Source organism: Ktedonobacter robiniae, from assembly GCF_016587375.1.
Lineage (GTDB): Bacteria > Chloroflexota > Ktedonobacteria > Ktedonobacterales > Ktedonobacteraceae > Ktedonobacter > Ktedonobacter robiniae.
Genome location: NZ_BNJG01000001.1, coordinates 932,149 through 945,307, shown reverse-complemented (window position 1 = coordinate 945,307; position 13,159 = coordinate 932,149). Strand labels below are relative to the sequence as shown.

The 13,159-nt window shown below is 54.4% G+C and carries 11 protein-coding genes; 4 read left to right on the top strand and 7 right to left on the bottom strand.

Going from position 1 to position 13,159, the window contains the following annotated elements; genetic code table 11:
- The first annotated feature begins 12 nt into the window (after window positions 1–12).
- Together mnmA and lepA are read left to right on the top strand one after the other, a co-directional pair.
- Window positions 13–1,188 carry a tRNA 2-thiouridine(34) synthase MnmA gene (gene mnmA, locus JMJ04_RS03860; RefSeq protein WP_201369236.1) on the top strand — a complete coding sequence of 392 codons (1,176 nt, stop codon included), beginning with the start codon at window positions 13–15 and terminating at the stop codon, window positions 1,186–1,188.
- Entirely contained in the window at window positions 1,185–2,996 is a 1,812-nt protein-coding gene (gene lepA / locus JMJ04_RS03855) for a translation elongation factor 4 (RefSeq protein WP_201369235.1), read from the top strand. The genes mnmA and lepA overlap by 4 nt, the downstream gene beginning before the upstream one ends.
- Window positions 2,997–3,056: 60 nt before the next feature.
- Here lepA and JMJ04_RS47930 read toward each other — a convergent pair whose 3' ends face one another.
- The 3 genes from JMJ04_RS47930 to JMJ04_RS03840 form a co-directional block, all read right to left on the bottom strand.
- On the bottom strand, window positions 3,057–3,587 hold the full coding sequence (locus tag JMJ04_RS47930; RefSeq protein ID WP_201369234.1) for a methylenetetrahydrofolate reductase: 531 nt from the start codon (window positions 3,585–3,587) through the stop codon (window positions 3,057–3,059).
- Window positions 3,584–4,981: a bifunctional homocysteine S-methyltransferase/methylenetetrahydrofolate reductase gene (locus JMJ04_RS03845; protein ID WP_201369233.1), complete on the bottom strand. Its 1,398-nt coding sequence runs from the start codon at window positions 4,979–4,981 to the stop codon at window positions 3,584–3,586. The genes JMJ04_RS47930 and JMJ04_RS03845 overlap by 4 nt, the downstream gene beginning before the upstream one ends.
- A 975-nt stretch (window positions 4,982–5,956) precedes the next feature.
- On the bottom strand, window positions 5,957–6,610 hold the full coding sequence (locus JMJ04_RS03840; RefSeq protein WP_201369232.1) for an SRPBCC family protein: 654 nt from the start codon (window positions 6,608–6,610) through the stop codon (window positions 5,957–5,959).
- Window positions 6,611–7,336: 726 nt separating this feature from the next.
- Between JMJ04_RS03840 and JMJ04_RS03835 the strand changes: the two genes are divergently transcribed.
- Complete coding sequence (locus JMJ04_RS03835) at window positions 7,337–7,537, top strand: hypothetical protein (protein ID WP_007910948.1); 201 nt, start codon at window positions 7,337–7,339, stop codon at window positions 7,535–7,537.
- Window positions 7,538–7,849: 312 nt separating this feature from the next.
- On the opposite strand, the gene JMJ04_RS03830 is transcribed toward JMJ04_RS03835, so the two are convergent.
- Together JMJ04_RS03830 and JMJ04_RS03825 are read right to left on the bottom strand one after the other, a co-directional pair.
- Complete coding sequence (locus JMJ04_RS03830; protein WP_201369231.1) at window positions 7,850–9,064, bottom strand: tRNA dihydrouridine synthase; 1,215 nt, start codon at window positions 9,062–9,064, stop codon at window positions 7,850–7,852.
- Window positions 9,065–9,330: 266 nt separating this feature from the next.
- Complete coding sequence (locus JMJ04_RS03825) at window positions 9,331–10,077, bottom strand: glucosaminidase domain-containing protein (protein ID WP_201369230.1); 747 nt, start codon at window positions 10,075–10,077, stop codon at window positions 9,331–9,333.
- A gap of 385 nt (window positions 10,078–10,462) precedes the next feature.
- Between JMJ04_RS03825 and JMJ04_RS03820 the strand changes: the two genes are divergently transcribed.
- The gene (locus tag JMJ04_RS03820) at window positions 10,463–11,656 is read left to right on the top strand and encodes an acyl-CoA dehydrogenase family protein (RefSeq protein WP_201369229.1); all 1,194 of its coding nucleotides are present in this window, start codon (window positions 10,463–10,465) and stop codon (window positions 11,654–11,656) included.
- Window positions 11,657–11,662: 6 nt separating this feature from the next.
- Here the strand turns inward: JMJ04_RS03820 and JMJ04_RS03815 are convergent, their stop codons facing one another.
- Both JMJ04_RS03815 and JMJ04_RS03810 read right to left on the bottom strand, forming a co-directional pair.
- A complete protein-coding gene (locus tag JMJ04_RS03815; RefSeq protein WP_201369228.1) occupies window positions 11,663–12,235 on the bottom strand; it encodes a class F sortase in 573 nt (190 codons plus the stop codon).
- A 184-nt stretch (window positions 12,236–12,419) separates the two neighbouring features.
- The gene (locus JMJ04_RS03810) at window positions 12,420–13,076 is read right to left on the bottom strand and encodes a DedA family protein (protein ID WP_201369227.1); all 657 of its coding nucleotides are present in this window, start codon (window positions 13,074–13,076) and stop codon (window positions 12,420–12,422) included.
- Between the last annotated feature and the right edge of the window lie 83 nt (window positions 13,077–13,159).

The following is a 13,159-nucleotide window of genomic DNA, read 5'->3' as shown; positions in this document are numbered from 1 at the left end:
AGGTATTATATTATGGCTCGGATAGTCGTCGCTATGAGCGGCGGCGTAGATAGCTCGGTCGCCGCTGCATTGCTGAAAGAACAAGGACATGAAGTCATCGGTATGATGCTGCGCCTCTGGTCAGAGCCAGGGGTGATTGAGGCAGAGGACGATGGCGTTGAGCGCGTGGTACAGAACAAGTGTTGTTCGCTGGAGTCAGTGGATGACGCGCGTCGCGTCGCGCGCATGCTGGATATTCCTTTTTACCTGGTGAATGTCGAGCAGGAATTTAAAGAGCGCATTGTTGACTCCTTTTATGAAGATTATGTTGCTGGTCGGACGCCCAACCCGTGCCTGACTTGTAACCGGCATATTCGTTTCACAGTATTGCTCAATAAGGCCCTGGCGCTGGAGGCCGACTACCTGGCGACAGGTCACTATGTGCGCGTGGATGATCATCCCCAGACGGGGAGGCGTCGCCTGCGCCGTGGCCTCGATCCCGACAAAGATCAGTCGTATGTGTTGCATGTGCTCAACCAGCACCAGCTCGGTCACGCCTGCTTCCCCCTGGGAGGCTATACCAAGCCCCAGGTGCGGGCCATGGCGGCTGAGCGTGGTATGAACGTGGCAACCAAGGCTGAGAGCCAGGAGATCTGCTTTGTGGCGCAGAATGACTACCGCGGTTTTATTGATCGCTATGCGGCAAGCAAGCAGGAAGATGATGCCTTGATGCCTGCTGGTGTGACCGCTGCCGCCACGGCTGCGCAGCCACTGATCACGATACCGCGTCCGGGCCCCATCTATGATCAGCAGGGAAAGCTCCTGGGACGCCATCGCGGCCTGGCTTACTATACTATCGGTCAGCGCAAGGGGCTGGGCTTGACATCACCTGCTCCGTTGCATGTGCTCAAGCTGGACGCTGACCAGAACGCGCTGATTGTAGGTCCTGCCACCGCTCTGGATCAGCAGGAGTTTACCATCGGCAAGATGCATTACACCACTGGCGACGTGCCTACGGCCCCTTTTGAGGCTCTGGTACGCGTACGCTATAAGGCCCCCGAACAACCCGCGTTAGTCACGCCTCTTGAAGGGCAACGGGCGCGAGTACAACTTGTACACCCACAGCGCGCAATCACTCCAGGCCAGGCCGCCGTGCTTTACGGAGGCGAGGATGGTGATGAGGTCTTGGGTGGAGGGATTATCGAATGACCGATCAAGCACATATTCGCAATTTTTGTATTATTGCGCATATCGATCATGGCAAGTCCACGCTTGCTGATCGCCTACTAGAGTTCACAGGCACCGTGACCAAGCGCGAGTTGATGGCGCAGACGCTCGACCAGATGGAGCTGGAGCGCGAGAAGGGCATTACGATTAAGGCTCAGGCCGTGCGTATGCGCTATACCTCTCAGCAGGATGGTGAGGAGTATGAGCTGAACCTGATTGACACTCCTGGACACGTTGACTTCGCTTACGAGGTTTCGCGTAGCTTGGCCGCCTGTGAAGGTGCCCTGCTCGTGATTGACGCAACTCAGGGCATCGAGGCTCAGACGCTGGCGAACCTCTATCTCGCGTTAGAGGCCGACCTGGCCATTATCCCCGTGATCAATAAGATCGACCTCCCCAGCGCGGAGCCTGAGAAGGTGATGCAAGAGGTCGAGGATGTCATCGGCCTGCCCAAGGAAGAGTGCATTCTGGCCTCGGCCAAAGAGGGCATCGGGACGCAGGATATCCTGGAGGCTGTCATTAAGCATGTACCGCGCCCCAAGGGTGATCCCGAAGCCCCGCTGCGCGCCCTGGTCTTTGACTCGCATTATGATGCCTACAAGGGCGTGATTGCCTATGTACGCGTCGTAGATGGGGCGCTGCATGCTGGGGAGCGCGTGACGATGATGGCGACCGGCAGCAACACCGATATCCTCGAAGCTGGCTACTTTCATCCACGCCTGACTTCCGCAGGTGAGCTGACCACGGGCGAGGTCGGATATATCGCGACCGGCTTTAAAAAGGTGACGGATTGTCGTGTGGGTGATACGGTCATCTTCCCGGCCTACGCGGGCAAGGTTGAGGCGTTGGCGGGTTACCAACCAGCCAAATCCATGGTCTTCGCGGGTATCTATCCCGTTGAAGGCAATGACTACCCCTTACTGCGTGAGGCCCTGGATCGCCTGAAAATCAATGACGCGGCGCTCCAGTATGAGCCTGAGACCTCAAGCGCGCTGGGCTTTGGCTTCCGCTGTGGCTTCCTGGGCCTGCTGCATATGGAGATCATTCAGGAGCGCCTGGAGCGTGAGTATAACCTGGATATTCTGGCGACCGCCCCAAGCGTAGCCTACCGCGTCACGAAGACGGGCGGTGAGATCATTGAGGTTGATAATCCATCCGATATGCCCTCGTTCGGCGATATCGAGCAGATCGAAGAGCCATGGATGGATGTCTCTATTTTCACGCCCTCGCGCTATATCGGCACTATTATGGACCTGGTCAATAGCAAGCGTGGTGTGTATAAAGAGCTCAAGTATATTGAGGCCGAACGCGTGCTCCTGACCTATAGCCTGCCCCTGGCCGAGCTGATCATCGACTTTTATGACCAGCTTAAGTCACGCACGCAGGGCTATGCCTCGCTGGATTATGCCTATGCCGACTACCAGCCATCGGACCTGATCAAGCTGGATATCCTGGTCAATGCTGTCGCTGTGGATGCGCTCTCGCTCATTTTGCATCGCGAGAAGGCGTATTATCAAGGGCGAGCGCTGGTCGAGAAGTTGCGCAGCCTGATTCCACGCCAGATGTTCGAGGTCCCCATTCAGGCGGCCATCGGTTCACGCGTCGTCGCGCGCGAGACCGTCAAAGCCATGCGTAAGGACGTGCTGGCGAAATGTTACGGTGGTGACATTTCGCGTAAGCGCAAGCTGCTGGAGAAGCAGAAAGAGGGCAAGCGTCGCATGAAGATGGTGGGAAGCGTAGAGATTCCCCAGGAGGCCTTCATGGCGGTCCTCTCTCTGGGCGAAGAGTAGCTTGTTGGATTATAGCGGTAGTGGGTGCTGGTGGCCTAAGGCCGCCAGCACCCACTACCGCTATAATCCAACAATATTTTCGCTGCCGCGATCCACGGTCTGCTGGCGAATATAGGGGAGAAGCTCGCCCACGAGATCGTAGCGGTCCAGGGGCATGATATAGGTACCCTGGATATAAGGCAAGATGGCATCGAAGAGCTCTTTAATAATCTCCAATCCCGTATCGCAGGCCTGGTCGCCCGCCAGGCGCAGGCGCTCACGGACAGCCTCGGGAATGACGATGCCGGGCACCTCATTATGGAACTTCTCGGCCTGCTGGTAGGAGTGAAGCGGTTGCAGGCCAACCAGGATGGGAATGGTGAGCGGACCATACTCCTGCTTGTAGCGCTCAAAGTAGCTGATGAGCGTCTCAGGATCATAGACGGGCTGGGTCATGATAAACTGTGCGCCTGCCTCGATCTTGCGATGTAAGCGCTCCAAGTCGAGCGCGATATCGGTCGCGGGAGGGGTGGCCGCGCAGCCTATACAGAAGGAACCGGGCGTTCCCAACTTGCGCCCGCGCCCATCAAGGCCCTGATTGAGATTATTCAAGATGGCAAGCAGACCAATGCTATCGACATCCCAGATGCCCGTGGCGTTGGGAAAATCGCCGTGGGTAGGGGATCACCGGTCACAGCCAGGATATTGCGAATATCGGTGGCGTGGGCGCCAATCAGATCGCTCTGGACCGCCATCAGATTGCGGTCGCGCGGCGTAAAATGTACGATAGTCTCCACGCCAACCTGCTGCTGAATCAGGCGGGCTGCGGCGACGTTACTCATACGTACACGGGCCATGGCGTTATCGGTAATATTGATGGTATCCACGCCAATGTCGCGCAGGTACTCAGCATTTTGCAGGAAGCGCGTAAACTTGACGCTGCGTGGGGGACGCATCTCGGCGCTCACCACGAAGTGTCCTGTGGCGAGGCGTTGTGAGAGGTAGGTGCTGTGTGTCTGGGTGCCGCTGGAGCTTTCGGGATCGCGCTCAAAGATCGTCTCAAGGCGAGGCTGGCGTTTGGGGACTGTAACCTCGCGTGTCCCCAACTCGGGAGCGTATTCGGCCAGAACTTTACGCATGGCAGCGATATGCTGAGGCGTCGTGCCACAACAGCCTCCGAGCAGGCTCACCCCGATCTCAAGGAAGCGACGCGCGTAGTCAGCGAAGTAGTCGGGCGATGCTCCGTAGATGAAGCGATTGCCCACACGTTTGGGCAGGCCCGCGTTGGGTTGGGCCGCCAGGAGAAAGTGCTCTGGACTCCCCGTGCTCATGCCCTCTATGACGCTAAAGGTGCCAGCGGGTCCCAGGGCGCAGTTGACGCCCACGACATCGGCCCCCAGTCCCTGCATCGTCTGTGCCACCAGGAGCGGCTCCTCACCACTTGAGACCGTATTCTCTTCATCGAAGGACATCAAGGCCACGATGGGCAGATCGGTCATGCCACGAATGGCTGAGAGCGCCTCACGCATCTCCTCCAGGTTGGTGATGGTCTCAATGATCAAGAGATCAACGCCCGATTCTAGCAGGGCCGCCGCCTGCTCTTGAAAGGCGCTACGGGCCTCTTCTGGCGTAATATCTCCCAGAGGAGCCAGGTGGCTGCCAAGGGGGCCAATATTGCCAGCGAGAAAGATGGGCTGCTCACTCAGTTCACGCGCCTCGCGTGCGATCTTGGCGCCAGCCCGGTTGATGGCATGGACCTGCTCTTCGAGTCCATGCTCGCGCAGGCGAAAGCGATTCGCGCCAAAGGTATTGGTCTCGATGATTTCGGCCCCCGCGGCCACATATTCCAGGTGAATGGTTTTAATCAGCTCGGGAGAGGTGAGGTTGAGTTGCTCGAAGCATCGCTCATAGGAGATACCTCGGGCATAGAGCTGGGTTCCCATTCCGCCGTCGCAGAGAATAGGACCTTGCACCAATCGTTCTATGAAGGGACTTGTTCTTCGCATACTATATTCTCTCTTATGCCCGTGTCGCTGGCTGGATTATTCAGGTTAAAAGGTGACCAAGCTGCATGCTAACCAGTCGAGTATATCACCAAAAAGCGTACGCAGTCCAGCCATAAGGCTTAGAGAGAGATAGAGTTGGAGCGTGGGGAAATTGCCCACGCTCCAACTCTATCTCTCTCTAAGGCATAAAAAAGCGCTGATAGCCGAGACAGTTCTCACATGTTTCAATCGGCTACCAGCGTATTTTTGTCTTATTCTACACAACTCCTGTGCTTCTTCAACCTTTTTCCTGATTCCACGTAGGCCAAGAATTATTGGCTTTCCAGGCTTGTGTTCCTGTTGGTCCTCACCACATGTACGGCTGTAGTAGCCGATAGACTTCATTATCTCGTATGAACGAGTTGTTTTCTTCAAGTGGTGTGGGACTCAGGACGATGCATCGAGCCCGCCTCTACGGGCACTACCTGTCAATTTGATACACCATCCCTAGCACGCGAATTGGTTTCTTCAATGGAAGAGTCATAAGCCCTCCTTCCGGATTACTTATGCAAGGCCTATAGCCAAGTGCCAGAGTATCTTTCCTCTCTGGAAGTGTTCCTAATCGAATCATTTGGAACACTTTGATATTAACATATACAATTTGGAATGTCAATACCTAAAGCGTAAATTTTTTCAAGATTCTAGAAAATTCGGACTCAGCAATATTGTATTTATGCATTCTGTGTTGCAGCATAATGCTGCGCTTGTCTGGTATAAAGAGTCATGGTAGGCGTCAGGAACGTGAGGAATTGGCCTGGGAGGGAGAAGCATTGAGGTCATTTATGGGGTACCCGCATGCCTGGATCTGGCAAAAAAGGAGTCATGACACATCTATCAATTTAAGACTTAAGATTGAGTTTTTATAGAATAGCATCTCTACTAAAAGCGGCGACCCTTGCAAGGGTCGCCGCTTTTAGTAGAGATGCTATTCTTCATCTATATATGTTCGGGAGGAATATCGTCTCTGCGCTGAAGCGGTGGAGTATCGGTGGTTGAGGACATGCCAGTGATATCACGGTCCAGAACTGGTTCACGGCTGCTCAGATTCGGCTCATCGGCCATGGTCTGGTTCTGTTTGCCGGTGGTTTTTCCTTTCGAGGCCGCGCTATCCTCATGGAAGAGGTAGCTTGACGAATTGGGATCAAGTGAGCCTGGAGGAGCCTGTTCCACCATCTGGGCAAAGTGGTTGAGATCGTTCTGGAGTTTCTGCTCAAAGCGACCCCCAACGCCAAGCTTCTCACCGACTTCGCCTACAATGCCGGCGGGTGGGTTATAGTTGATGAAGACATCGACCTTCGTCTGGTTTGTGCCGGTAGGCTCAAAGACTACCTTGCCAAAGTTGTCGAGGCCCTGAGTTGAGTGCCAGCCGATCTGCCTGTCCTCAATCCAATTTTCATTCTTCGCATCCCACTCGTGATTACCCGCCACATCGGCGACCCAGTGACTATTCTGGTTGTCGCGATAGGTAACCTCTTTCACAAAGCTCATAAACTTAGGAAAGTCGTTAAAGTGGGAGAATAAGGAGTAAACCTGGTGTACAGGTGCATCTACTGTTACTGAAGCATGATGCTCTGCATATGTTTTCGCCATAAAAATTGGAACCTCCTGATATGTCAGTTACCATTACAGTAACAACTCTGCTCGGTAAATCAAACCTACCCTTTTCACATTCGCCACTGTCCTCTTCCCATTTCTGGGTAGGTATTCCCTATGTGTATGTACACTTGCCAGAGAGCTGTTTTGTTACAGGCTCTCCCTGTGGTCACATATTTTCTCAGCGAATTCTCAGGCGAAAACTGGTCTTCCTGCTTTATAATAGGTATAGAGTGAGAATGTGAAATATGTCGATCGGGCAGGTCGAGTGATCCTGAAAGAACCTATTCTGATCTTCTTCCGAAATCCAACGTCACTCGCGTGACTAGCGCTTCGCGCTCAGGTTTTCGGATATGAAGATTCTGGTTGCGTAGTTGGAAATAACCTGAGCCCTTTGTGTGTTATAGAGTTTGGAAAAGGTAATTCTCTGGCAAACATGCGAGGGTACGCTTTCAGTCGCTTCATATTGGCTGCCAATAGGAATGTTGGGCGGATTTTGGGGCTTTTATTTTGGGATTTTTTGCTTCTAGTGTAATATAGACGTAGATACAAGAGGTTTTACTCTCTTTACTAAAACCTGGCGTCATAAGGAATGTGGCAAGGGGAATTAGAAGTAAGGAGCAGATCTCAAGAGCCTACTAGTTTCTAGTAGCGTAGCGACTGGATAGACATTCTTTACATTCGAGACGTTACATATTTTGCGATGATGTGAGGTAACAGATTATGTCAACCGCAACCCTGGAAACCAAGCTAGACAAGGCTTTGGAGCTTGTCGGTTCAATTGACCCGGAAATTGCTGAGTCATATCCTTCGCTAGAGGCTCGTATCCTGGCGCAAGCCCTGGAAAATGTGGAAATTGCTGAGCGTCGCTTGCGCGAAATCCAGAAGCTGGTAGGTGATTTTAGCGAGGTCGTCCTGGTGTAGTTGACGACCTCGCTTGAGAGAGGCGGCTACACCAATCATATCTCTAATCCAACTATCCTCTCTGGCTCTCTCTGGTGCCTTCTCTCCCTAGGAGAGGATATTTTTTTGCACCGATACTGGTCGTCGCTTTATCATTTGATTAACTGTTTTTACCCTTTTGTTTCTTCTATGATTGAGAGTCAATAAACATCTTCTGAGATTGTCTCCCTATTAAAGAGTATGAACAAATTCTGCTAAAAAAGTGGCATGTGAAAAAGCAGAGCGAGGCCCTCGTTTCCCGAAACGAGGGCCTCGCTCTGCTTTTTCATCGGTTTAGAGGGAGCAACTGAGGTCGAGTTCGGGATCGCGCAGCTCTTCCTGCATGATGCCCTCATCGCTGTCTGGTGTGTCGGCGGGTTCTTCTTGCTTAAGCGCACGCTCAATAATCTCCTCAACGTCTGCCAGGCTGTTGATTCTGACCAGCTCATTGCGGACCTGCTTGGCGCCCGCGAAATGGCCCAGGTACCATCCCATATGCTTGCGTAGCTCAACAAAATGATCCTCGCCCTTGAGACGAGCATGCACACGCGCGTGCTCCAGGGCCATTCGTAGTCGCTCTTCGCGCGAGGGCATAATGCTGGGAATATTCTCAGGTGTTGGCTCAACGTCACTATTGACGACCTCTTTCATCTGAGCTTTATTCTGGAAGAGCCAGGGATTGCCATAGGTCGCGCGCCCGATAAGCACACCATGCACGCCTGTCTCGCGAATACGCTTAGCGGCATCATAGAGATTATGGATATCGCCATTGCCCAGGATGAGCGTATCGGTCTGCCGGACGATCTCGGCCGCCTGGGCGATGGCGTCCCAGTTGGCTTCGCCTTTGTAGTGTTGCGCGAGGGTGCGCCCATGCAGGGAGATATTAGCGGGTTCCATTTCCAGCAGATCTTTCACCCAGTCGGTAATGGTAATGGAGTCGTATCCCAGGCGGGTCTTTACTGAGACCGGCAGGAGGCGCCGCTCAATAACTGCCTTATCCCCCCAGATTCGCACACGCTCCTCGTTCATCTGGCGAATGCGCTGGATGCGCTCAGGTTCCATTCCCAGTTCTTCGAGCGTCTGTCCATTGGCCCAGTCGCGCACACCTGCCTGCGTCGCCCGAATAATGGCCTTCGCGGTATCAGGCACGCGGATGAGCGCGGCCCCGCCGCCTTTATTAGCGATCTTGGTCGCGGGACAGCCCATATTGATGTCCACCCCATCGAAGCCGAGTTCACACGCGACGTGCGCGGCAAGGTAAAAGTATTCGGGGCGGCAGCCAAAGATCTGGGCAATAGCCGGGCGCTCCGCAGGGGTATAGAGGAAGTCACGGAAGATACGGTCGCTCCCCTTCCAGAGGCCCTCGACATTGGTAAATTCGGTCAGGACAATATCTGGTCTGCCATGCAGGCCATGCATGGTACGACAAGGGGCATCCGTGACGCCATCCATAGGCGCCAGGCCAATAATAGGTTGTGGAAGTGTATTCCAGAAAGAGGTTGGTTTCATTATGCCAAACTTTCGCGCTGAACTTTCTTTTATCTTCTATCTATATGTATGTGAAATCGGCAGTTAGTCGTCTTTACTTTTGTGTTTCGACCGTTTAGATCTTTTATGATACATCCTTTCGGGTTTCTGGTCAATTTTCGCCTTTTGGCGTTGTGGGACTCGCCAATGTTAGTGTAAGCTTCGCGCCTGCGACGCTCAGAGTAAAGGGATAGGGGCGTGGTTTGCGGGCACTCGCCCGCAAACCACGCCCCTATCCCTTTACTCCTTTATTTCTTTAGGGTGGTTTCTGAGCGCCATTTGTCGACGGCGACTTTGACGGTGAGGATGTAGGAGGCCTCGTCGTTATTATCTTTCCTGGGGGCATAGGTAGGGATAATCTGGTCGATGGTCACCAGGCCCCATCCCTGGACATAGGTCTGGGCGATCAGGTGATACCAGTCCTGGAAGCCCTCTTCCCAGGTTTTATAGAGCCGATAGCCCTGATAGGCTGGCTCGTTTGGGCGCTGGCGAATATTGCCCAGAGAGTGGGTCTCCTGGGCGACTCCCAGCTTGCCAAAATGGCTCTCCTGCCAGAAGAAGGCCAGGGCGTAGGCGGGGTCAACTCCGTATTGCACGCCATAATCATAGAGTGCCTGCCCCTTGCCGGAGGCGGGCGAGTCATTGCGTGCGAGGACGAGGTTGATAAAAGCCGGGGTCAGGGTTGGCTTGCCCATGACCCGATAGACGGCGTCTTTGGGTGTACTGCCGAAGGTACTCGCTTCATCATAAGGAGGGGTATACGAGGGCTGCTGGGGCGCGGGATGGAAGGTGAACGATGGCAGAAGGGCAATGCCTGCCAGTACGCCTCCCAGGATGCACACCAGCAATAGTAAACAACCACCCGTGCCGAGCAGGACATAGAGACAGGAGGAGCGCTTAGGACGGCGTGGAGGCTGGGGCGTCATAGGCAGCCCCGGTGCAGCTTGTCGCCACTGGCTATCATTTCTTAAGGGTTTTGTCGGCAGGTCGTACATGCAATGTCCTTATCGTGCTGCGTCTTCGGCTGTACACTGGTCGCTCTGAGGAGCGTGATTTCTGGGTCTCTTCCATATATACGCAGAGCACCCCATGAGGTTCGATATAGGGTAAAGGGTGTGGGTGGAAAACGTGGCAATGCCACGTTTTCCACCCACACCCTTTACCCTCCCTCCTTCTCGCCTGCTTTTGCGATATAATAGCTACAGGCAATGTGCCCTCAAAGGGGAGGGTGCATGAACATCAGGATACTGATCTTATTCCGAAACCCAACCCCCATTCGGGGGCGCGCGCCACTTACGTATCTAGGGCTTCGCCCCCACTCGGGGACAAGCGCTCAGGGTTTTCGGAGAAGAAGACCACAGAGGGGAATTAGGAATTCATATGTCTCAGATAACTGCTCAGCGACTGGCCCAGATTCCATCCGCGACTGACCTCTATAACATTGATCACCTGCTCTCTGATGAAGAGCGTATGGTGCGCGATACTGTGCGTAAGTTTGTACGCGAGCGTGTGCTGCCCATTATTGACCAGCATTTTGAGGCTGGTACCTTCCCACGCGAACTGATTCCAGAGATCGCTGAACTGGGGTTGCTGGGAATGCACCTCGATGGCTATGGTTGCGCTGGCTTGAGCGCGGTGTGCTATGGGTTGGCCTGCCAGGAGCTTGAGGCTGGCGATAGCGGCCTGCGTTCATTTGTCTCTGTGCAGGGCTCGCTGGCCATGTATCCTATTTATGCTTTTGGGTCAGAAGAGCAGAAAGAGCACTGGCTGCCGCGTATGGCGCGAGGCGAGGTGATTGGCTGCTTTGGCCTGACGGAGCCTGATTTTGGCAGCGAGGCCGCTGGCATGCGCACCAGCGCGCGGCGGGACGGAGATGAGTATATCCTGAATGGCACAAAGATGTGGATTACGAATGGTGGTGTGGCGGACTTGGCGGTGGTCTGGGCGCGCGCCGAAGATGGTATTCGCGGCTTCCTGGTTGAGCGGGGGACACCGGGCTTTACGACCAGCGATATTCATCACAAGCTCTCTCTGCGTGCCTCGGTCACGTCTGAGCTGCATTTCGAGGAATGCCATGTGCCTGCCAGCAATATGCTGCCCAATGTGAAGGGCATGCGAGGTCCCCTCTCCTGCCTCAATGAGGCCCGCTTTGGCATCTCCTGGGGCGTGACTGGCGCGGCTCGCGCCTGCTTTGAGACGGCGCTGGAGTATGCTAAGACGCGTGTCCAGTTTAAGCGTCCCATTGCCAGTTTCCAGCTGGTACAGCGCAAGCTGGCCCTGATGGCCACGGAACTGGTCAAGGCGCAACTCCTGACCTTGCAGCTTGGACGCTTGAAAGATGAGGAGTTGTTGCACCCGGTGCAGATCTCGCTCGCCAAGCGCAACAACTGTCGCGAAGCCCTGGAGACGGCGCGCGAGGCGCGTTCCATTCTTGGCGCGAACGGCATCACGCTTGAATATCCGATCAGCCGCCATATGAATAACCTGGAGTCGGTCTTTACCTATGAGGGCACCGACGATATCCATACCCTGATCATAGGCCAGGCCTTAACGGGTATCAACGCCTTTGAGTAGTCTCCGCTATGGTGCTACCTGGTGGCTAAAGACGACCAGGCGTTGATCATAGCCAGTGCCGGTCCAGGCTCCGCTACAGGTAATCAAGTTCAGGCGATGCTCAGTAGTGGAGCCAAAGACCTCGTTTTGAGCCTCACTGCCGGGCTCTTTGGCTGAGTAGCTTTTGACGTTGTCCACCACATAGGTCAGGGTTGTTTCTCCCCCCGTATCGATGTAGATGCGTGCGCCAGGCGTGAGCGTGTGGAGGGACCAGAAGATGGCGGGATCGCCACCCACGCGGTCCACATGCCCGGCGATGATGGCGTTCCCCGCCTGTCCAGGAGCCGCACCTAGCTCATACCAGAAGACGCTGGTCCAGTAGGGGGAGTTGAGCGCCTGCGAGGTAGGGGCATCCATCTTCCCATCGGGCGTCGCGCCAACTCCCAAAACGGACGCATCGATATGCAGACCAGGGATGCGGATCTTCGCCGGCTGCCAGGAGGCGATCTGCGTGGTATTAACCTGGCGGTTATAGTTGTAGATCAAGACTCCCATGATCACCACCAGCAGGAGTCCACTATACAGTAGCAGCTTCCTCATTGCTTCCTATAGACGTAAATAAAACTACGATACAAACTTACTTTTAGTATATGTTCATACCGCTTTCTCGTCAACACATGAGGTTGCAGTCACCCAAAGGATCTATTATAGTAGTCTGCTGCTTTTAGTGCTCTGGCTCCTGGTGATGGTTTTCTTTCGTTGATGAAGGGGAGGTTGATGCGTTCTACTTGCGCAGACGCGTGATGACGTAGGCGAGAATAGCGCCCAGGACCACGACGCCTGCGATAATCCAGCCTGCTGTCCCCACCAGGCGCTCGACCTGGGCGAAGTTTTCATGGAAGATGCGACCCGCATAGTAGCCGACGAGGCCGACGATAGTTGCCCAGAGAATGCCGCCAGTTGCGTTATAGATGAGGAATGCGCGCCAGGGCATATGATTAACGCCAGCCAGGAAGGCGGCCCAGGCACGTAAGATCGCGGTAAAGCGTCCCAAAAAGACGGTCTTGCCACCATGACGCTCAAAGAACTGCTCGGCTTTCGCCAGGTGTTTCTGCCGGATGAAGACATATTTCCCATAGCGCTCGACAAAGGGACGGCCACCTTTGCGCCCAATTTCAAAGCCGATATTATCGCCCACAATCGCCCCCATAGCGGCACAAACGATCACAAATACAATATTCAGGCGATGGTCAATAGCGGCGTAAAAGGAGCCAAGCAGGAGCATTGTCTCCCCAGGAATGGGAATTCCGATACTCTCAATCATGACAAAGAGGAAGACCATCGGGTAGCCGAAGGAGGCCAGCAACTTTTGCAGGGTCTCAAGTGAGATCAGGGCTGCCTGGACCTGTTGGCGCATGAGTAGAGCGCGTAAGATGTGCATGTATTTCTCTATCCTTCCGGCAAAGAGTAGGTCACAGTTGGCGCGTGGTAGTGGGGCGACGCTGCTAACCCCCATTCGGGGGC

Coding starts and splice junctions, on each gene's coding strand:
- mnmA (WP_201369236.1), top strand. CDS start 13: ATGGCTCGGATAGTCGTCGCTATGAGCGGCGGCGTAGATAGCTCGGTC.
- lepA (WP_201369235.1), top strand. CDS start 1,185: ATGACCGATCAAGCACATATTCGCAATTTTTGTATTATTGCGCATATC.
- JMJ04_RS03845 (WP_201369233.1), bottom strand. CDS start 4,981: ATGCGAAGAACAAGTCCCTTCATAGAACGATTGGTGCAAGGTCCTATT.
- JMJ04_RS03840 (WP_201369232.1), bottom strand. CDS start 6,610: ATGGCGAAAACATATGCAGAGCATCATGCTTCAGTAACAGTAGATGCA.
- JMJ04_RS03835 (WP_007910948.1), top strand. CDS start 7,337: ATGTCAACCGCAACCCTGGAAACCAAGCTAGACAAGGCTTTGGAGCTT.
- JMJ04_RS03830 (WP_201369231.1), bottom strand. CDS start 9,064: ATGAAACCAACCTCTTTCTGGAATACACTTCCACAACCTATTATTGGC.
- JMJ04_RS03825 (WP_201369230.1), bottom strand. CDS start 10,077: ATGTACGACCTGCCGACAAAACCCTTAAGAAATGATAGCCAGTGGCGA.
- JMJ04_RS03820 (WP_201369229.1), top strand. CDS start 10,463: ATGTCTCAGATAACTGCTCAGCGACTGGCCCAGATTCCATCCGCGACT.
- JMJ04_RS03815 (WP_201369228.1), bottom strand. CDS start 12,235: ATGAGGAAGCTGCTACTGTATAGTGGACTCCTGCTGGTGGTGATCATG.
- JMJ04_RS03810 (WP_201369227.1), bottom strand. CDS start 13,076: ATGCACATCTTACGCGCTCTACTCATGCGCCAACAGGTCCAGGCAGCC.